General features: G+C 68.4%; 16 protein-coding genes and 1 tRNA gene. 12 read left to right on the plus strand and 5 right to left on the minus strand.

Annotation, left to right across the window (positions count from 1 at the left end; all coding sequences use genetic code 11):
* Window positions 1-4: 4 nt before the first annotated feature.
* Window positions 5-1,114, minus strand: a complete 1,110-nt coding sequence (locus tag B146_RS0101185; protein ID WP_019994577.1) for an ABC transporter ATP-binding protein — start codon at window positions 1,112-1,114, stop codon at window positions 5-7.
* A 379-nt stretch (window positions 1,115-1,493) separates the two neighbouring features.
* Here B146_RS0101185 and B146_RS0101190 point away from each other — a divergent pair, with 379 nt between their 5' ends.
* A complete protein-coding gene (locus B146_RS0101190; RefSeq protein WP_019994578.1) occupies window positions 1,494-1,889 on the plus strand; it encodes a hypothetical protein in 396 nt (131 codons plus the stop codon).
* 362 nt (window positions 1,890-2,251) lie between these two features.
* On the opposite strand, the gene B146_RS24665 is transcribed toward B146_RS0101190, so the two are convergent.
* The 3 genes from B146_RS24665 to B146_RS0101205 form a co-directional block, all read right to left on the minus strand.
* Window positions 2,252-3,937 (minus strand): methyl-accepting chemotaxis protein, encoded by a 1,686-nt coding sequence (locus B146_RS24665; protein WP_019994579.1) that lies wholly within the window; start codon window positions 3,935-3,937, stop codon window positions 2,252-2,254.
* A gap of 679 nt (window positions 3,938-4,616) precedes the next feature.
* Window positions 4,617-4,692 (minus strand) — tRNA-Ala (locus tag B146_RS0101200).
* A gap of 446 nt (window positions 4,693-5,138) precedes the next feature.
* Window positions 5,139-5,561, minus strand: a complete 423-nt coding sequence (locus tag B146_RS0101205) for a TIGR02300 family protein (protein WP_019994580.1) — start codon at window positions 5,559-5,561, stop codon at window positions 5,139-5,141.
* Between the two features lie 327 nt (window positions 5,562-5,888).
* Between B146_RS0101205 and aroA the strand changes: the two genes are divergently transcribed.
* The 6 genes from aroA to B146_RS28840 all read left to right on the plus strand — a co-directional run bounded on the left by aroA (window position 5,889) and on the right by B146_RS28840 (window position 12,358).
* A complete protein-coding gene (aroA, locus tag B146_RS0101210; protein ID WP_019994581.1) occupies window positions 5,889-7,244 on the plus strand; it encodes a 3-phosphoshikimate 1-carboxyvinyltransferase in 1,356 nt (451 codons plus the stop codon).
* Window positions 7,245-7,257: 13 nt separating this feature from the next.
* Window positions 7,258-7,731, plus strand: coding sequence for a hypothetical protein (locus tag B146_RS0101215; protein ID WP_019994582.1), 474 nt, complete (start codon window positions 7,258-7,260; stop codon window positions 7,729-7,731).
* A gap of 94 nt (window positions 7,732-7,825) precedes the next feature.
* Window positions 7,826-8,929 (plus strand): serine hydrolase domain-containing protein, encoded by a 1,104-nt coding sequence (locus tag B146_RS0101220; protein WP_019994583.1) that lies wholly within the window; start codon window positions 7,826-7,828, stop codon window positions 8,927-8,929.
* A gap of 152 nt (window positions 8,930-9,081) precedes the next feature.
* Window positions 9,082-9,711: a (d)CMP kinase gene (locus B146_RS0101225; RefSeq protein ID WP_019994584.1), complete on the plus strand. Its 630-nt coding sequence runs from the start codon at window positions 9,082-9,084 to the stop codon at window positions 9,709-9,711.
* Between the two features lie 184 nt (window positions 9,712-9,895).
* Window positions 9,896-11,650, plus strand: coding sequence for a 30S ribosomal protein S1 (rpsA, locus tag B146_RS0101230; protein WP_274532736.1), 1,755 nt, complete (start codon window positions 9,896-9,898; stop codon window positions 11,648-11,650).
* A 291-nt stretch (window positions 11,651-11,941) separates the two neighbouring features.
* On the plus strand, window positions 11,942-12,358 hold the full coding sequence (locus B146_RS28840) for a helix-turn-helix transcriptional regulator (RefSeq protein WP_155897295.1): 417 nt from the start codon (window positions 11,942-11,944) through the stop codon (window positions 12,356-12,358).
* Between the two features lie 500 nt (window positions 12,359-12,858).
* Here B146_RS28840 and htpX read toward each other — a convergent pair whose 3' ends face one another.
* Window positions 12,859-13,836: a zinc metalloprotease HtpX gene (htpX, locus tag B146_RS0101240; RefSeq protein ID WP_019994587.1), complete on the minus strand. Its 978-nt coding sequence runs from the start codon at window positions 13,834-13,836 to the stop codon at window positions 12,859-12,861.
* Between the two features lie 249 nt (window positions 13,837-14,085).
* Between htpX and B146_RS0101245 the strand changes: the two genes are divergently transcribed.
* The 5 genes from B146_RS0101245 (at window position 14,086) to B146_RS0101265 (ending at window position 18,526) form a co-directional block, all read left to right on the plus strand.
* Window positions 14,086-14,292, plus strand: coding sequence for a DUF1674 domain-containing protein (locus B146_RS0101245; RefSeq protein ID WP_019994588.1), 207 nt, complete (start codon window positions 14,086-14,088; stop codon window positions 14,290-14,292).
* A 543-nt stretch (window positions 14,293-14,835) separates the two neighbouring features.
* Complete coding sequence (locus B146_RS24670) at window positions 14,836-15,315, plus strand: thermonuclease family protein (protein ID WP_019994589.1); 480 nt, start codon at window positions 14,836-14,838, stop codon at window positions 15,313-15,315.
* A 202-nt stretch (window positions 15,316-15,517) separates the two neighbouring features.
* The gene (locus tag B146_RS0101255; RefSeq protein ID WP_019994590.1) at window positions 15,518-15,838 is read left to right on the plus strand and encodes a DMT family transporter; all 321 of its coding nucleotides are present in this window, start codon (window positions 15,518-15,520) and stop codon (window positions 15,836-15,838) included.
* A 70-nt stretch (window positions 15,839-15,908) separates the two neighbouring features.
* Entirely contained in the window at window positions 15,909-17,207 is a 1,299-nt protein-coding gene (locus B146_RS0101260) for an SAM-dependent methyltransferase (protein ID WP_019994591.1), read from the plus strand.
* Between the two features lie 95 nt (window positions 17,208-17,302).
* Entirely contained in the window at window positions 17,303-18,526 is a 1,224-nt protein-coding gene (locus B146_RS0101265) for an HlyD family secretion protein (RefSeq protein WP_019994592.1), read from the plus strand.

Genomic DNA, 18,526 nt, shown 5'->3' on the forward strand with positions numbered 1-18,526 from the left:
GCGCTCAGGCCGGCACGGGCTCGCAGGCTGTCGCCGCCACGGCCGCGCCGTCCGGCAGGAGCCAGCCATCGCGCAGGGCGACCCGCACGGTTTCGCCCTCCGCGCGCCTGTGTGGCGCGTTGAGCGCAAGGCGCGTGCCGGGCGCGGCCAGAGGCTCCACGACGAGCCGCACATGCGAGCCCTTGAAGGTCGAGGACAGGACGCGCGCCGCAAAGCCCTCGGGACCGTCGATTTCCAGATCCTCCGCCCGCAGGCAGACCCGCCCCATCCGGCCCGCGAGCGGACGCGCCCCGGCCGCGCAGCGGATGTCGGCCTGCGTGCCGAACAGGCGCACGCGCGCATGGCCATCGCCCGGAGCGAGGAGGATCTCGGCATCCGCGATCGCGCCATGGCCGACGAAGCGGGCGACCGCCTCGCTCGCGGGCTCGGCATAAAGGGTCGCCGGCGCGCTCGCCTGGAGAATGCGCCCACGCTCCATCACCGCGATCCGGTCGGCCAGCGCCATGGCCTCGCCCTGGTCGTGCGTGACATAGACGAGCGTCGCGCCCGTGCGCTTGTGGAAGGCGCGGAAGGTTTCCTCCATGGAGGCGCGCAAATGCACGTCGAGATTGGCGAGCGGCTCGTCCAGGAGCACGATGCCGGGCTCCATGGCGAGGCAGCGGGCGAGCGCGACGCGCTGGCGCTGGCCGCCCGACAGATCGGCCGGACGCCGCGCCTCGAAACCCGAAAGGTCCACCGCCGCCAGCGCTTCGGCCACCTTCTGCGCCTGGCTCGCGCCGCGCACGCCCTTCACCCGCAGGGGATAGCCGACATTCTCGCCAACGGTCATATGCGGCCAGAGCGCGTAGGACTGGAAGACGATCGCGACGTTGCGCGCCTCGGGCTGCACGAAGCAGCCCGGCCCGGCGATCAGCCTGTCGTCGAAGCGAAGCCGCCCGGCGCTCGGCGTCTCGAAACCGGCGATCAGGCGCAGAAGCGTCGTCTTGCCGCAACCGGACGGGCCGAGCAGGGCCAGGAACTCGCCCGCCCTGATCTCCAGCGACACGTCGTCCAGCGCCGCCGGCCCCCGGTCGAAGCGCCGCGTCAGTCCTTCGAGATGGATGGATACGGCCATGACCTGTTCCGAACGCGTGTGAAGACTGTTTGACATGAGGGGCAGCGGCTGGCCGGCCGGACGGTTTTCAGCCGTCCCGTCCCGCCGGATGCCGAGCCGGTAGCTTCGAGGAGAATGAGAGAAGCGCGGCCGGCCCGGCCGAGTGGTCGAAGAGCCCCTTGGGTTTTCGTCGATTTTCCAGGGGCCTGACATGACGCGATGACATCCCGATGACAAGCGCTGCGACGGCTTTCCGCCCCTCCCTCAAACGTGAAGGGAAAACAGCTCGGGGCCGCACAAAAAGCTTGTGCACGTCGGAACATTCGATCGGGTCGCGCGCTTCTGCTCCCGAATGATGTGTCGATCGGATGACGAGACACACGAAAGATTGGAGCCCACGATGAAGACCCTTGCCATCACCCTCTCCGCCTTCGCTCTCATGGGCGGCGTCGCCGTGGCGCAGACCCTCCCCGCCCCGACGTCGGGCACCAAGGAGTCCATGAGCACCGTTCCGGTTCCGGGCAACACTTCGGGCATCGACAGCACGATGCCGGCCGATGCCGCCTCCACCGTGACGACCACGATGGACGCGCCGGTCGTGACCGACCAGACGAGCACCAGCTCCGTCCCGGTTCCGGGCAATGACTCGGGCATCGACAGCACCATGCCGGCCGACGCCGCCTCGCGCGTGATTGTGCCGACCGATGCGGTTCCCGCCGACACGCAGGCCGGCCGCTCCTCGGTTCCGGTCCCGGGCAACACGTCGGGCATCGACTCGACCGCGCCGGTCCGCTGAACCGACAGGCGTTCCAGCCAAGCTGAAAGAGGGGGTGCATCCGTCAGGATGCGCCCTTTTTTTGCGCGGGATGCGCAAGCGCCTCCCGGCGAGGAGGCGGGTTTGCAGGCAGACCGGACGAGGGTTGGCCCGTCGCCCCGGCTCGTTTCACTCGCAGTCCATGACGCCCAGGCGCGGCCTCCGGCCGTCAAGATTTCCCCCTTGCGCCTCAAGCTGGAGCCGGCGCGCTCCCGGCTCCAGCGCGCCGCGGCTTCCCGGGTGTCGGTCCGACGCACCTTCGGCACGACACGAAAGAAGGGGCGCCCTTCGGGCGCCCCTTCTTTCAAACCAGAAAGCGGATGCCGCCCGGACGGCGCCTCGGCTCAGGCGGCGCGGGCCAGCGGGCCTGAGCCGCTCCGGCCGGTCTCGCTCGCGCGGTCCGTCCCCGACGCCGCTTGGCGGCTGTTCGCGTATTCGACCGCGAGCGCTTGCAGGGCCTTGATGTCCTGATTGGCGTCGATCGCTCGCGAGATGATCTCGGCCTCGTTCCGCTCCAGATGGAAGGTCGCCATGCGTTCGCTGACCCGCTCGGCTTCGGCCGCGAGCTGTTCGGCGGTGGCCGTCATCTCGCCGGCCGCGCTGGCATTGGCCTGCGTGACCTGATCGAGCTGCTGGATCGCCTGGTTGATCTGCTCGACGCCGATCGACTGCTCGCGGCAGGCAGCCGAGATTTCGGACACGAGTTCCGCCGTCTTGCGGATGTCGGGCACCAGACGCTCCAGACGCGAGCCCGCATCCTCGGCGACGCCGAGCGTGCGCACCGAGAGATCGCCGATCTCGCTCGCCGCCGTCTGGCAGCGCTCGGCGAGCTTGCGCACTTCGGAGGCGACGACGGCAAAGCCCTTGCCATGGCTTCCGGCGCGGGCGGCTTCGATGGCGGCGTTCAGGGCGAGGAGGTCGGTCTGGCGGGCGATTTCCTGTACCACCGCAATCTTCTCGGCGATTGCGCGCATCGCCTTGGTCGACTGCGCCACGGCCTCGCCCGTCGTGCCCGCATGGTCGGCGGCCTGAGCCGCGATTTTCTCGGTCGTGGACGCGTTGTCGGCGTTCTGTCGGATATTGGCCGACATCTCCTCGATGGCGGCGGAGGCCTGCTCGGACGCGGCGGCCTGCTCGGTCGAGCCCGACGACAGGCGCTCGGCGGTGGAAGCCGAGAGCGCCGAGCCGGAGGCGACACGGGCGGAGGCGGTTTGAACCGCGAAGACCGTGCCGGCCAGACGAAGCCGGGTCTGGCACAGGCGGGTCAGAAGGTCGCCGAGTTCGTCGCGGCGCGAATGAACGATGCGATGCGACAGGTCGCCGAGCGCGATGCGATCGACATTCTCCTCGATCTGCCGCAGGCCCCGCACCAGGGACAGAGCCATCCAGAAGGCCAGCCCGGCGCCGAGCGCGACGGCAAGGCCGATCGCCGCCACGAGCCAGAGACGCGTGGTGCCATAAGCGGCATGGGCTTCGGTGAGGAGAGCATCCATCCGCCGGTCGGCCCGCTCGGTCAGCTGGTCGATGCGCTCGCTCGCCTGGCGCGCGAGCGGCAATTGGCGTGCGGCGACAAACGTCAGAAAGGCGTCCCGTATTTCGTCCTCGACCCCCGGCGCCGCGCCGACAGCCCGGTCCATGACAGTCAAGGCCTCGTCGGAGACCGCCTTCAGTGCCGCGATCTGATCCGGAAAGTCGGCGATCTCGCGGCGTCCCTCCTCGCTCATCACGGCCTGCCGATAGGTGGCGAGCGCCGCGTCGGCGTCCTCCCAGGTCCTCGCATAGTCCGTGCGCAAGGAGGCGAGATCGGACGCTGGGACGGTCGCGGCGGTCCGCAGGAGGCGGCGGACCCGTTCCAGATCCAGCGTCAGCTTGCCGAGGCTTCGGGTCTGCATGAGGGAGCGAGCCGAGAACTGCTCGAACCGGGCGACGCTGGACGAGAGCGCGAAGAGCCCAACGGCGCCGACACCGATGGTGACGAGAAGAACGAGTCCGAAACTGAAGGCAAGGCGTGTTTTTAGGGATAGGCGCATACGGCAGCGATCCGACAATGTGCGAGAAATCATCTAGCCGTACACATAGTTCGAATATCGGGCATTGCGTCTAGGGCCGAAGGTTCCAGGCTCGAAAGTTACCGAACTTGGTGTCCACGCTGTGAATCCTTTCCCCGAATTCGCGCCTTTTCTTTCACTCTTCTTTCACCCATTCCCGGACTGCTTGCGCTTTCGGAAAATCGACCCGCCTGGGTTGAGAAGAGAACTGCGGAGCGGAGACGACGAGCCCGATCGGATTCGAATCGGCTTTGGCGACGGGATGCGTCACGTGCCCCCGGCGCGCTGCGCGAGGGAGCCCAACATGCCCTCGGACGCGCGCCCCCCGGAGCCCGCGCGCGCCCGAGGGCTTGGGCGGTGCCGGCTGAGCGGACAAACCGAACCGGCATCCAGACCGGGAACGCGCACCGCCGGAGACGCCGGCTTTCCGAAGGCGACCGATCGAACGCTCGCCGACCGAAAGTCCCGTTGAGTCCTGCAACAGTTCTGGCGGCCGATAACCCGCCGCCGGGGCGTCAGCCGCTCGAGCTCACGCGCAAGGGATCGCCGGGCGTTCTTGCCGGGAGGATGCAGATCGAAATGGATCCGGGGAGAAGAACCGCCAAACGCGGCGGAAACCCACGCTTTGGCGCGGGTTGTGTCAGATGCGATTTTGAGGGGATGGTGGAGCCAATCGGGATCGAACCGACGACCTCTTGAATGCCATTCAAGCGCTCTCCCAGCTGAGCTATGGCCCCAGTGCCACCGAAGTGGCAACCTCGTCAGGGCCGTTGGGCCGGCCCCGCATCTGGTGTGAGCGCTTTCTAGGAGAAGGCCCTTCGGAACGCAAGCGAAAAAGCGGGCGGACCGACATGAAAATGAAATCCGCTTGCCAACCTCCTGTCATGAAAGGGTTTTCGAGGAATTCGCGCCCTGCCGGACGGGCGATGGCCGGCCGGAAACTCGCCCGTGCGGCCCGCTCTTGGCCGCGCAAGGCGGACGAATCATCGAATCGTCGCCTTGGCGAAGCGTGCCTTCGTCCTAGCGAAACGCGGCTTCGCCCTGGCGAAACGCGCTTTCGCCACGACTCACCCGAAAAAGCGCGCATGAAAAAAGGGAGAAGACCGATCCGGTCTCCTCCCTTCACATCATGGGCCTTCGCTGGACCGGCGGCGGGTCGTCCGCAGCCGGCGGGGCGGATGCCTCAGGCGTCGTCCTCGTCGTCGCGACCGCCGCCGATAATGTCGGTCATGTCGTCGTCTTCGTCCTCGTCGTCGGCAAGGAACGTGTCGTCGTCATCGGAATCGTCGTCCACCACGTCGTCGTCTTCGTCGCCGTCGACATTGGGCAGGTCGTTCTTGACCGGACCGCTCGTCGTATCATCCTCTTCGACGTCGTTGATCGACACGGTCTCCTCGTCGGTCTCGGCGACCTCCGTGACCTCGACCTCCTCCGTCTCGTCCTCTTCCACGACGCGCGAGGCGCGCGTTGCCTTCACGGTCTCGAAGAAGGACAGCGGATAGGACTTGCCCGTGTAGGGCGAGACGATCGGGTCCTTGTTCAGGTCGTAGAACTTGCGGCCCGTTTCCGGGTCGACGCGTTTCGTGCCGAGTTCAGATTTCGCCATGGGTTCGCCTTTCGAAAGGGAGCGGATGCCTGCATGGAGCAGGCGCCGACCGGGCCGGTTGATCCAGATATCGCCGCAAAGCCGGCCGGTCGAGGGGCGGGAAAAAGCGGATGGTCCCTTACGGCGTCCCCGGAGCCTTGTCAAAGCGCATCTGCCCCGCCCCGCCAAGGCTTGAGGCGCGCGGGCCGGCCTTTGCCCCGCCATCGAAACCGCCGGGCCGCCCTATGCGGTCTTTTCAGCTGCGCGGCTCCAGTGATACGCGAACGGCGAACCGAAAGCCGAACGAGGGGCGCCACGCCCCGGCCGTGCGAGAAGGATCACGCCGCCATGACGGGCCAAGCCGCCGCATCCCGCCCCCTCCGGAGCCGTCGCACGGGGGCGCTCGCCGGCCGCGTGCGCGTGCCCGGCGACAAGTCGATCTCGCACCGCGCCTTTCTGTTCGGGGGTCTCGCCTCGGGCCGCACCCGCGTCACCGGCCTCCTGGAGGGCGAGGACGTCCTCGCCACCGGCCGCGCCATGCGCCAGATGGGCGCGCGGATCGAGCGCGAGGGCGAGACCTGGATCGTGGACGGCGTCGGCAACGGCGCGCTCCTGGAGCCCGAAGGCGTTCTCGACTTCGGCAATGCCGGCACCGGCGCGCGCCTCGCCATGGGCCTCGTCGGCGTCTACGACTTCACCGCGACGTTCATCGGCGACGCCTCGCTGTCGCGCCGGCCGATGGGCCGCGTGCTCGAACCCTTGCGCGAGATGGGCGTGCAGGTGCTCGCCCGCTCCAAGGACCGCCTGCCGCTGTCGATCCGGGGGCCGCGCGTCGCAGCCCCCATCGAATACCGCGTACCCATGGCCTCGGCGCAGGTGAAGTCCGCCGTGCTTCTGGCCGGCCTCAACACGCCGGGCACGACCACTTTGATCGAGCCGATCCCGACGCGCGACCACACCGAGCGGATGCTGCAGGGCTTCGGCGCCAGGCTCGAAGTGGAGACCGACAGGGCGGGCGGGCGCACCATCCGCCTTCAGGGCCAAGGCGAACTGACGGGCGTTGCGGATTTCGTGGTGCCGGGCGATCCGTCCTCGGCGGCCTTCCTCGTGGTGGCCGCGCTCGTCGTGCCGGGCTCGGACGTCGTGATCGAGAACGCGCTGATGAACCCGACCCGCACCGGCCTCATCGAGACGCTGCGCGAGATGGGCGGCGCGATCGAGGCGGTCAACCCGCGCCTTTCGGGCGGCGAGGAGGTGGCCGATCTCCATGTGAAGCACTCGGCGCTGCGCGGCGTCGCGGTTCCGCCCGAGCGCGCGCCCTCGATGATCGACGAATATCCGGTTCTGGCCGTCGCCGCCGCCTTCGCGGAGGGCGACACGCTGATGCAGGGGCTGGAGGAGCTGCGCGTCAAGGAATCCGACCGCCTCGCCGCCGTCGCCGCCGGCCTTGCCGCCAACGGCGTCGCGCATGAGGAAGGCGAGGACTGGCTGCGCGTTTCCGGCCGCCCCGACGGCTCCGGGATCGGCGGCGGCACGGTCGAGACCCATCTCGACCACCGCATCGCCATGAGCTTCCTCGTCATGGGCCTCGCCTCGGAAAAGCCGGTGGCGGTGGACGACGCCCGGATGATCGCGACGAGCTTCCCGGATTTCGAGGCGCTGGTGGCCCGGCTCGGCGGCGCGCTGGACGCGGCGGCCCGTTGAGCGCTCCGGCCCGATGAGCCCGACGGATGCGGCCGCGCTCGCCGGCTTTCTCCTGGTCTTCGCGCCGCTCGCCTTCCTCTACGGGCGGCGGGTGGCGGCCCGTGTTCAGGCGCGGGCGCGCCGCGACGGTCGCTCCGCCCTGGCTCTCCTGGCGCCCAAGCTGGTTCTGCCGGCCTTCGTCGCCGCCGCGCTCCTCGTCCGCTTTTCCGGCACGGGTTGGGAAGGCTGGATGCAGGCAACAGCGAGCGGCACGCTCAGCGCCGCGCTCGCGGCCTTCTGGTTCGCCGGCTCGCTCTTCGGCATCCTGTTCTTCCTGTCGATCCCCTTCGTGTTCGGCCGCTTGTTTGCGCTCCTTGCCGTCAGTCTCGGCTGGTTCGCCCAAGGGGCGAGCGAGGCCCCCACCCCAGAGCCCCCCGAGACCCTGTCCTTCCGCGAGCGGGCACGGCGCGCGGCGGGCGAGGACGAGGACGAGGACGAGGCGCCCTGACGCGCTCCCGCTAGGGCGCCAAGCGGCCCTTCCGCCGGGGCTTGAGCCAAGCGCGCATCCAAGCCCAAATGCGCGCGGAACGAGGGAGGGCACCATGATTCGAACCGAGCGCATCGACCGGGTGATCGACGAGGCCATCGCGTCGCGCCGTCTCGTCGGCGCCGTGGTGATGGTCGCCGAAAAGGGCGCGATCACCTATCGCCGCGCGGCGGGGCTCGCCGACCGGGAAGCCGGCGTGCCGATGCGCGAGGACACGCTGTTTCGCGCGGCCTCGCTGACGAAGCCCCTCGTGGCCTCGACGATCCTGGCGCTCGGTGACAAGGGCCGTCTCGACCTGTCCGACCCCGTGACGGTGGCCCTGCCCTTCTTCCGCCCGAAGCTGGCGGATGGGCGCGAGCCCACGATCACGCTGGCCCAGCTCCTGACCCACACGGCGGGCCTCACCTATTCCTATCCGCGCGATCCCTCGATCACCTTCGGGCTGCAGAATGTCGAGGACGCGCTGGAGGACACGCTCCAGCGCATCGCGCGCCAGCCCCTGGCCTTCGAGCCCGGCACCGCCTGGGCCTATTCCATGGCGACCGACGTGCTCGGCGCGGTGGCCGCCCGCGTCAACGGATCGACGCTGGGGCAGGCCGTGCGCGAGCATGTCACCGGGCCGCTTGGGATGAGCGACACGGACTTCCCGCCGGTGCGCACCGAGCGCCTCGCCGTGCCCTATGGCGACGGCGAGGCCGAGCCGGTGCGCATGGGCGAGCCGCATCGGATGACGAGCCCCTGGGGGAGCGAGCTGACCTTCTCGCCCTCGCGCATTCTGAACCCGGCCGCCTTCCAGTCCGGCGGCGCGGGCATGGCGACGACGGCCTCCGATTTCATGCGCTTTCTCCTCGCCGTCGAGGCCGGCGGCGCGCCGATCCTCCAGCGCGAAACGGTGGCCCGGGCGCTCGCCAACCAGACGGGCGCGATCGAACAGGCGCCCGGCAAGCGCTTCGGCTATCTCGGCTCGCTCACGGTCGATCCGGCGGAGGCCGGCCTGCCCTGGCCGGCGGGCACCACGAGCTGGGGCGGCATCTACGGGCATATCTGGTCGATCGACCCTTTGAGCGAGATCAGCATGGTGTCGCTCACCAACACCGCGCTTTACGGCGGCGAAGGCGCGTTTCCCCAGGCCCTGCGCGAGGCGATCTACGCGCCGTGAAAGGCTTAGGCTGTGGCGCGTCGTCCCGCACCCGTGGCAAGGGCCCTCGCGATTTTTCGCGATGCGCGACCGGGAGCCGTTGAGCTCCGGCCGCGTTGGCGGCAAGAACGGGGGATGCACCCGCACGAGGTGCGAGCCAAGCAGGAGAGACCATGGCGCTCGTGATCGCGATCGACGGACCGGCCGCCGCCGGCAAGGGAACGCTCGCCAAGCGCCTCGCGGCTCACTACGCGCTGCCCCATCTCGACACCGGGCTTCTCTACCGGGCCGTCGGGCGGCTGGCGCGCGAGCGCGGCGTCGATCTGGACGACCCGGAGGCCGCAGGCTTTGTCGCGCGCGATCTCGTGCCCTCGCATCTCGACGATGGAAGCCTGCGCGGCCACGAGGCGGGCGAGCTCGCCTCGCGCGTCGCCGCCCATCCCCCCGTGCGCCGGGCGCTCGACGCCTTTCAGCGCAGCTTCGCCGCCCAGCCGGGCGGAGCCGTCCTCGACGGGCGCGACATCGGCACGGTGATCTGCCCGGACGCGCCGGTGAAGCTCTTCGTCACCGCCTCGCCGGAGGTGCGCGCCCGCCGGCGCACGGACGAGCTCCTCGCCAAGGGCCGGCCCGTCGACTACGAGACGATCCTCACCGAGGTGCGCGAGCGCGACCGGCGCGACGCGGGGCGAAGCGTCGCGCCCTTGAAGCCCGCCGAGGACGCGCGCTTGCTGGATACGAGCGAACTCGATATAGAGGAAGCGTTCCGGGCGGCTTGCGCGATCATCGACGCGCTGCCCCGCTAGGGAACACGAACACGTCAAGCTGCCGCTTCCGGCTCTTCGAGGGCTGGAATCGTGCGGCTTTCCCGTGTTTCATAGTGACTGAAACATTGCCGACGGCCGGTCCAACGCGCCGAAACGGGCTTTGCCCGTCAGCCACGATGCCATTCCCAGAGCGGGTCGGCACCGGGGCGGGACCGCCGGACGCATCCGAAACACGAGCCCCCGGCGCCGCTCCTCCCAGGAGGAGCCTCAAGGAGAACGAATGTCCAACGCAGCAGTCTCGCGCGACGATTTCGCCGCGCTTCTCGAAGCCTCGTTCCATGATCACGACGTCGCCGAAGGCGCGGTGGTTCGTGGAACGGTCGTCGCGATCGAGAAGGACATGGCCGTCATCGATGCCGGCCTGAAGGTCGAGGGCCGCGTCGCCCTCAAGGAATTCGGCGGCAAGAACGGCCCCGAGCTGAAGGTCGGCGACACGGTCGAAGTCTATGTCGAGCGCATCGAGAACGCGCTCGGCGAAGCCGTCCTGTCGCGCGACAAGGCTCGCCGCGAGGAGAGCTGGGTCAAGCTCGAACTCAAGTTCAACGCCGGCGAGAAGGTCGAAGGCCAGATCTTCAACCAGGTCAAGGGCGGCTTCACGGTCGACCTCGACGGCGCCGTGGCCTTCCTGCCGCGCTCCCAGGTCGACATCCGTCCGATCCGCGACGTTGGCCCGCTGATGAACACGCCGCAGCCGTTCCAGATCCTCAAGATGGACAAGCGTCGCGGCAACATCGTCGTCTCGCGCCGCACCGTCCTCGAAGAGTCGCGTGCGGAACAGCGCTCCGAGATCGTCCAGAACCTCGAAGAGGGTCAGGTCGTCGAGGGCGTGGTCAAGAACATCACCGACTACGGTGCGTTCGTCGACCTCGGTGGCATCGACGGTCTGCTCCATGTCACGGACATGGCGTGGCGCCGCGTGAACCACCCGACCGAAATCCTGCAGATCGGCCAGACCGTCAAGGTCCAGATCATCCGCATCAACCAGGAAACCCACCGCATCTCGCTCGGCATGAAGCAGCTCGAGGCGGACCCCTGGGAAGGCATCGGCGTCAAGTATCCGATGGGCGTGAAGGTCTCCGGCCGCGTCACGAACATCACGGACTACGGCGCCTTCGTCGAGCTGGAGCCGGGCATCGAAGGCCTGATCCACGTGTCCGAGATGTCCTGGACCAAGAAGAACGTCCATCCGGGCAAGATCCTCTCGACCTCGCAGGAAGTCGAAGTGGTCGTCCTGGAAGTCGATCCGGTCAAGCGCCGCATCTCGCTCGGCCTCAAGCAGACGCTCCAGAACCCCTGGGAAGCGTTCCGCGACCAGTTCCCGGTCGGCACGATCGTCGAGGGCGAGGTCAAGAACAAGACCGAGTTCGGTCTGTTCATCGGTCTCGACGGCGACGTCGACGGCATGGTTCACCTGTCCGACCTCGACTGGTCGCGTCCGGGCGAGCAGGTCATCGACGAGTACAACAAGGGTGACATGGTCAAGGCGCAGGTTCTCGACGTCGACGTCGAGAAGGAGCGTATCTCGCTCGGCATCAAGCAGGTCGGTGGCGACACCTTCACCGCTGCCGCCGAAAGCGGCGAGATGCGTCGCGGCTCGGTCGTCACCTGTGAAGTGACCGCCGTGAACGAAGGCGGCATCGAGGTGCAGATCGCCGAGACCGACCTCACGGCCTTCATCCGCCGTGGCGACCTCGGTCGCGATCGCGACGACCAGCGCCCCGAGAAGTTCTCGGTCGGCCAGAAGGTCGATGCGCGCATCACCCAGTTCGACAAGAAGGCGCGTCGCGTCGGCCTGTCGATCAAGGCGATGCAGATCGCCGAGGAAAAGGAAGCGGTCGCTCAGTACGGCTCGACCGACTCGGGCGCCTCGCTCGGCGACATTCTCGCCGCCGCGATGAACAAGCGCGACGAGCAGTAAGACCCGTTCGGAGCGGCCTTCGGGCCGCTCCCTGCGATACACCTAAGAGGCCCGTGCCGAGCGATCGGCGCGGGCCTTTTTCGTGCCGGCACCCGAATCCGCCGGGCTCGGTCTCGAAGCTCGTGAAGGCTCGTCCATCTCCGCGACCGGCATGAAAGCCGCCCGATTCCGGATCTGCGGCCCCAAAATAGTACATCGCCGCATGACTTAGCGTCACGTCACAGAAAAAGTTTGCCACCTAACAGCCTCAAGCCGTTGGGTTTCCTGATGTTGCGGCCGACTATCACCCGAATGGGTGACGACGCCTTCGGGTCCCGCGTGCAGAGAATGCTTAAGCAAATAGGCCGCATTGTCAGGTTCGAGGCAGACTTCATGGATTTGCAGACGCAGGAACGGCGCCCAACCCCGGTCATCAGAAGAAGACCGCAATACAATTTGACGTTTACGTCACTTGGAATCGACGAAGAGACTGCACGAAAGCTTCAGGCCTTCGGCGAGCGCTACCAATTGACGATGGCGGAGCTTCGCTTGGTGATCGTGTTGCGCGAGGGCAAGGGGCTGAAGGCGGCCGCGCGGCGGATCGGCGTCGGCTACGAGACCGTCCGCACCCAGGTCAAGTCCGTGTTCCAGAAGACCGGAACCAAGCGGCAGGCCGAAGTGATCACGCTTCTGGTCGCCTTTCAGGACGACGACGCCTCCCTTCGCTGACCGGCTCTCGGCCGACCAGCGCCCGCTGGCCGGCCTGCGATCCGGGCGGTGTCCGCCCTCGCCGGTTCCGTTCGACGGGAAGTCCGCTGGCCGCGCGGAGGGTGTGTCAGGCCGCCGCCGCAGCCAAGTCCGTCGACATGGGGGCTTTCGTTATTGCACCTATGTACGAGGGCCCGGATCGAATCCGCTCCCCCCCGCGTCCTGGCACGAGCGATCGACACGAGCCTGCACCGGAACACCATCCGGTCACTGCGCCTCGAGCAGGCTCATGCGTTTCCGCCTCGTCGCTCCCCGACAGGTCCGTCGTTCTCCCATGGGATCGTCCTCCCACAGGGACGACGATCCTTGCCTTCGCGGGCCGCGTTCCTCACGCACGCGCCATCAGGCGCTTCGACCGGCTGCGGACACGACCATGTCGCGGCACAGGCGGACCCCCCGCAACATGGCACTCGCTGCGGGACGCCCTTCGACAGCGCCGAATCCGGATCGAACGGACAGGCTCAGCCCCAGGGGCCGCGCCGGCCCTGGCCCGGCCGTCCCCGGCCGCGCGGCGGCACCGAGGAGCCGCCCCAAGGCCCCGGCCGGGCGGGGGCTTGCGGCGCCGCGCGGGGCGCCAAGAAGGAGCCACCGAAGCCGCCTTCGGCTTCCATGGACAGAAGCGCGTCGATGCGGTTCTGCGTGTCGGGATGGGTGGAGAAGAGACCGTCCATCCGCTGCCCGTTCAGCGGGTTGATGATGAACATATGGGCGGTCGCGGGATTGCGCTCGGCGTCCAGGTTCACCGTATGGCCGGACGTGCCGGCGATCTTGGCGAGGGCCGAGGCGAGCGCGCGCGGGTTGCCGCAGATTTCCGCTCCGCGCCGGTCGGCCGAATATTCGCGCGTTCGCGAGATCGCCATCTGCACGATCATCGCCGCGAAGGGCGCGACGAGGGTGGCGACCAGCACGCCGATCAGCCCGAGCGGATTTCGGTTCTCCCCATGGCCGCCGAAGAAGAAGGCGAAATTGCCGAGCATGGAGATCGCGCCGGCAAGCGTCGCGGTGACGGTCATGGTCAGCGTGTCACGGTTCTGCACATGGGCGAGTTCGTGCGCCATGACGCCGGCCACCTCGTCCGGCGTCAGGCGCGCGAGCAGCCCCGTGGTGGCCGCGACGGCCGCGTTCTGGGGGTTGCGGCCGGTGGCGAAGGCGTTCGGCTGGTCGTTCTCGACGATATAGACGCGCGGCATGGGCAGCTCGGCGCGGGCCGCCAGCGCCGCCACCATGCGGTAGAAATCGGGCGCCGTGCGCTCGTCCACCTCCCGCGCATTGTAGGCGCGCAGCACGAGCTTGTCGGCGTTCCAGTAGGAGAAGAGATTGGTGCCGAGCGCGATGAGAAAGGCGATCATCATGCCGCCGCGCCCGCCGATCAGAAAGCCGACGCCCATGAAAAGGGCGGTCATACCGGCCAGCAGCATGGCCGTCTTGATCTGGTTCATAGGTCGATCGATCCTCGCCCCGGCGCGGGTCTGACGTCGCGACCGTTCGGAAATCGGCCGGGGGCCGTCTCGAACCGTCCGTGAGAGCCGTGGACGGAACCTCCGGGCGGAGGTTCCGTCCACGGCTCTTGGGGGCTTGCGGTCGGCGCCGTTTCGACCGATCTGCCGAGGCAGGATGTGGGGCCGGCAAGACGGCCCGTCAACGAAGCGGAGGCGGGCCCTGCCCTCCCCGAACCAAGGAGCCGATTCATGAGCGACCCGATCGACCGCCCGTCCGAGCGTGTCCTGCCTCCCGCCGCCCAGCGTGCGCTGGCCGAAGCCGAGGCCCGCCGCGCGGCGGGCGAAGCCGAAAAGCTGAAAGCCGCCGAGCGCCCGCCGGAGGTCAACGGACGCGGCGGAGCCGAGCCCGCGCGCTACGGCGACTGGGAAAGGAACGGCATCATCTCGGATTTTTGACCGGAACCGCCGGGCGGAAGAGGGTCGCGGGCGTATCACGCGCGCGCAAGACGGAAAGCGCAGGCGATGCGAGGTCAGCATCGGCGATGCTTCGCGACAGTCTGAAGGCTGGGCGAGACACGCGGCTCGCCCTTGGCTGGCGCAACGAGCCGACCAACCGACCCCGCGAAGGTTCGTCCCGCCTTCATGAGCCCGTTCGCAAAGCCGGCGGCGCGGGATCGCGGAGGGCGGTTCGGTCTCGTGCGGCGCCCGGCGCCGGCTCCGGCGATGCTGGGCCGGGCCGGGGCGAGGCCTAGCAAGAAGACGGTGCCGGGAAGGACCCGGCGGCCCGTCCCGGCCCTTCATCCAAACGGGCGTCGAGGCCGCTTCGTCGTCAGCGGACCGAACGATCGCGCGGGGCGAAGGGCGGTCACTTTTCGGCCCTTTGCGCGTTGTCTCCTGCGAGACCTTCGGTTCGGCGCCGAACGACCGGCATTTCCATCGACTTCCCTCGTTTGCGGACCGAAATAGGAATTTAATCACTGAAGGCGTAGAAGCAGTCCCATGCGATCCCTGTGCTTCCTTCTCCTTCTCGGCCTCACTCCCGCCTTCGCGGCGGACGAATCCTTGCCGCCGCGCGAAATCGACGGCCCGATCACGGCGCGCGTCATCAAGGTGCGCGACGGCGATACGGTGGAGGTCGAGGCCTATATCTGGCCGCTTCAGGCCGTGACCGTCGCGGTGCGGCTTCGCGGCGTCGACGCACCGGAACTGAAGGGCCAGTGCGAGGCCGAGCGCGCCACCGCCCGCGAGGCCCGCGATCGGCTGAAGGCGCTGATCGGCGACGGGCCGGTGCATCTTCGCCGCGTGTCGGGTGACAAATATTTCGGCCGCGTCCTCGCCGATCTCGGCACCGACACCGAACCCGATCTCGGCCAGCGTCTTCTGCGCGAAGGGCTGGTCGATGCCTATGACGGCGGGCGCCGCCGCAACTGGTGCGCGACGGTCGGCTCGCTTCCCCACACGCCGCGCGCCAAGGGCTGATCTCTCCGGTTCCGGTCGCTCGCCTCTTGCCAAGCCGGCGCCGATCGCTATCTCAGACGCGTAGAAGGGACGACCCTTCGCGCCCTGACGCCTGTCCGGCGAACGCCCCTTCGGCCTCGCGCCCGGACAAGGCGATTCATCGGATGTCAGGGCGTCGTCTTCCGCACGGGACGACCCGGCTCCTTTGCATCGGGGTCCTCCCATGGCCTATCTTCTCCTTCTCGTCGCCGGCCTTCTCGAAGTCGGCTGGGCTTTCTCGATGAAGCTGTCGCACGGCTTCACGCGGCTCGGGCCGACGCTCTTCACCTTCGCGCTGATGGCGGCGAGCTTCGCGCTTCTGTCGGTCGCCATGCGGTCGCTGCCGCTCGGCACGGCCTATGCGATCTGGACCGGAATCGGTGCGCTCGGCGCGTTTCTGGTCGGCATTCTGGCCCTCGGCGAAAGCGCCAGCCCGATGCGCCTCCTTGCCGCCGCGCTGATCCTCGGCGGTCTCGTCCTGATGAAGGTCTCGTCTCCTTCATAAGGATAGGGAAGGACTGGCTCCGGCCTCGTCACGGGACTAGAAGGTTTCACGTGAAACACCGGGAGTCCCCATGACCTCTTCCTCCACCCGAACGGCCGCGGCCGAGCGCAAACTGGCCGAGGTCGTGGCGGATGCGGTGCGCGCGCTCGCCCCCGGCTTTGCCGTCCGCCTGTGGACGGGCGAGCGCATCGGCCCGGTGGACGGCCCGGTCCTGACGATCCGCAGCGCCACCACGCTGGCGCGCCTCGTGTTCCGTCCGCGCATCGACACGCTCGTCGCGCTCTGGATGGACAAGAGCCTCGATGTCGAGAACGGCACGATCTTCGACATTGCGGAAGGGCGCTCGAAAACCTCCTCGCGCGGCCTCCTGAAGCGGCTCGACAAGTGGCGCCTCGCCAAGGCGCTGCCCTCGCTCCTGGCGCTGCGAAAGGCGGCGAAGGCGGAGGCCGACGAGGCGAAGGTCGGCGCGGATGCCGGGGCCAGCGGCTCCACCAAGGCCGCGATCCAGTTCCACTACGACGTGTCGAACCAGTTCTACGGCCTCTTCCTGGACGAGCGCATGGTCTATTCCTGCGCCTATTTCACGGAATGGCACGACGATATCGACCGCGCCCAGCGCGACAAGCTCGACATGATCTGCCGCAAGCTGCGCCTTCAGCCGGGCGAGCGGATGCTCGATATCGGCTGCGGCTGGGGTGCGCTCCTGATCCACGCGGCCAAGACCTACGGCGTCACGGGCCATGGCGTGACGCTGAGCCAGGCGCAGTTCGACTTGGCCACCGCGCGCGTGCGCGCCGCCGGGCTGGAAGACCGGATCACGATCGAGCTGAAGCCCTTTCAGGACCTGACCGGCACGTTCGACAAGATCTCCTCGATCGGCATGTTCGAGCATGTCGGCTTTGCCAATCACGACAGCTATTTCGGCGCGGTAAAGCGCCTTCTCCGCCCGCGCGGGCTCTACCTGCACCACACGATCGCCCGCCCCGCCAAGAAGGATGCCAAGACCTTCATGAAGGGTTCGCGCGAGTACCGTGCGTTGACCCGCTACATCTTCCCCGGCGGCGAACTCGACTGGATCGGCCATTCGCTCCAGAAGCTCGAAGCCAACCGCTTCGAGGTCCACGACGTCGAGAACTGGCGCGAGCATTACGGGCGCACCTGCCGGCTCTGGGCGCTGCGGCTCCAGGCGCGGATGGACGAGGCCGTGGCCGAGGTCGGCGAGCCGCAAGCGCGGCTCTGGCTCCTGTATCTCGCGGGCTGCGCGCTGGCCTTCGAGCGCGGCACGGTGATGATCAACCAGACGCTGGCGTCGAAACGCGACAAGGGTCCCTCCGGCCTGCCCCCGAGCCGCGCCGATCTCTATCGCTGAGAGCGGCCGAAACGTCGCTGCATTGCGGAACATGCAACCTCCCAAACAGTTGATCGCTTCGTGAACGCGAGACACTGACGGGTCGGAGTTGCATCATGCTGGACGAGGACAACGCGTCTCCGAGGGTGAACCCGGACGGCAGGCCGACCCTTCGCGACCCGACCCTTCGTGACGGTGAGCGGCCGGGCGAAACGGCGCAGCCTTCGGATCGGTCCGGCTCCTCCGCCGACGGCCTGGCGACCCGGCCGGGCGAGACGGCCAATCCGCTAGAAGAGAAGCGCCCTTCCCTCCTCAAGCGCCACCCGTTCGCCATCCTGCTCGGCCTCGTCCTCGTCGCCCTCGCCTGCGCCGGGGGCTACTGGTACTGGCTGACCTATTCCTATCCTTTCGAGACCACCGACGACGCCTTCGTCGATTCCCGCCAGTTCGCCATCGCGCCGCAGGTGTCGGGCGCGATCGCCGACGTGCCGGTCGAGGACAACCGGCATGTGAACAAAGGCGACGTTCTCTTCCGCATCGATCCGCGCGACTACGAGGCGGCGCTGGAAGAGGCCAAGGCGCGCGTCGCCAGCGCCCAGGCCGCCATCAACGGAGCCGACGCGCAGATCGCCGCGCAGCAGGCGCAGATCGAGGAAGCGCGCTCGCGCGTCACCCAGGCCGAGGCGAGCCTCGGCTTCGCCCAACAGCAGGCCCAGCGCGCCCAGGAACTGGTGCGGTCGGGCGCGGGCACCGTGCAGACGGCGCAGCAGCAGACCTCCGCCCTGCAGCAGCAGGAAGCGGAACTCGCCAGTGCCCGCGCCGGCGTCGTGTCGGCGCAGAAGCAGGTCGGCTCGCTCCAGGCGCAGAAGGCGACCGCGATCGCCGATCTCCGGCAGGCCGAGGCGCAGCAGTCGCAGGCCGAGCTGAACCTGTCCTATGTCACGGTGACGGCCGCGCAGCCCGGCCGCGTCGTGCGGCTGACCGGCGCCGTCGGGCAATATGTCCAGGCGGGGCAGGCGCTCGCCATGTTCGTGCCCGACGACATCTGGGTCACCGCCAATTTCAAGGAAACGCAGATCACCGACATCCGGCCCGGCCAGAGCGTCGACATCCGCATCGACGCCTATCCCGACCACAAGATCACCGGCCATGTGGATTCGATCCAGCCGGGCTCGGGCACGGCCTTCTCGCTCCTGCCGGCCGAGAACGCGACGGGCAATTACGTGAAGGTGGTGCAGCGCGTGCCCGTGAAGATCGTCGCCGATAACTGGCCGACCGACGTCTCGATCGGCCCCGGCATGTCCGTCGTGCCGACCGTCACCGTGCATCCGCAGGACTGA

This window comes from Aureimonas ureilytica DSM 18598 = NBRC 106430 (genome assembly GCF_000382705.1).
Classification (GTDB): Bacteria; Pseudomonadota; Alphaproteobacteria; order Rhizobiales; family Rhizobiaceae; genus Aureimonas; species Aureimonas ureilytica.

Excerpts from the sequence above, each read along its gene's own strand:
- B146_RS0101185 (WP_019994577.1), bottom strand. The coding sequence starts at position 1,114 with ATGGCCGTATCCATCCATCTCGAAGGACTGACGCGGCGCTTCGACCGG.
- B146_RS0101190 (WP_019994578.1), top strand. The coding sequence starts at position 1,494 with ATGAAGACCCTTGCCATCACCCTCTCCGCCTTCGCTCTCATGGGCGGC.
- B146_RS24665 (WP_019994579.1), bottom strand. The coding sequence starts at position 3,937 with ATGCGCCTATCCCTAAAAACACGCCTTGCCTTCAGTTTCGGACTCGTT.
- B146_RS0101205 (WP_019994580.1), bottom strand. The coding sequence starts at position 5,561 with ATGGCGAAATCTGAACTCGGCACGAAACGCGTCGACCCGGAAACGGGC.
- aroA (WP_019994581.1), top strand. The coding sequence starts at position 5,889 with ATGACGGGCCAAGCCGCCGCATCCCGCCCCCTCCGGAGCCGTCGCACG.
- B146_RS0101215 (WP_019994582.1), top strand. The coding sequence starts at position 7,258 with ATGAGCCCGACGGATGCGGCCGCGCTCGCCGGCTTTCTCCTGGTCTTC.
- B146_RS0101220 (WP_019994583.1), top strand. The coding sequence starts at position 7,826 with ATGATTCGAACCGAGCGCATCGACCGGGTGATCGACGAGGCCATCGCG.
- B146_RS0101225 (WP_019994584.1), top strand. The coding sequence starts at position 9,082 with ATGGCGCTCGTGATCGCGATCGACGGACCGGCCGCCGCCGGCAAGGGA.
- B146_RS28840 (WP_155897295.1), top strand. The coding sequence starts at position 11,942 with ATGGGTGACGACGCCTTCGGGTCCCGCGTGCAGAGAATGCTTAAGCAA.
- htpX (WP_019994587.1), bottom strand. The coding sequence starts at position 13,836 with ATGAACCAGATCAAGACGGCCATGCTGCTGGCCGGTATGACCGCCCTT.
- B146_RS0101245 (WP_019994588.1), top strand. The coding sequence starts at position 14,086 with ATGAGCGACCCGATCGACCGCCCGTCCGAGCGTGTCCTGCCTCCCGCC.
- B146_RS24670 (WP_019994589.1), top strand. The coding sequence starts at position 14,836 with ATGCGATCCCTGTGCTTCCTTCTCCTTCTCGGCCTCACTCCCGCCTTC.
- B146_RS0101255 (WP_019994590.1), top strand. The coding sequence starts at position 15,518 with ATGGCCTATCTTCTCCTTCTCGTCGCCGGCCTTCTCGAAGTCGGCTGG.
- B146_RS0101260 (WP_019994591.1), top strand. The coding sequence starts at position 15,909 with ATGACCTCTTCCTCCACCCGAACGGCCGCGGCCGAGCGCAAACTGGCC.
- B146_RS0101265 (WP_019994592.1), top strand. The coding sequence starts at position 17,303 with ATGCTGGACGAGGACAACGCGTCTCCGAGGGTGAACCCGGACGGCAGG.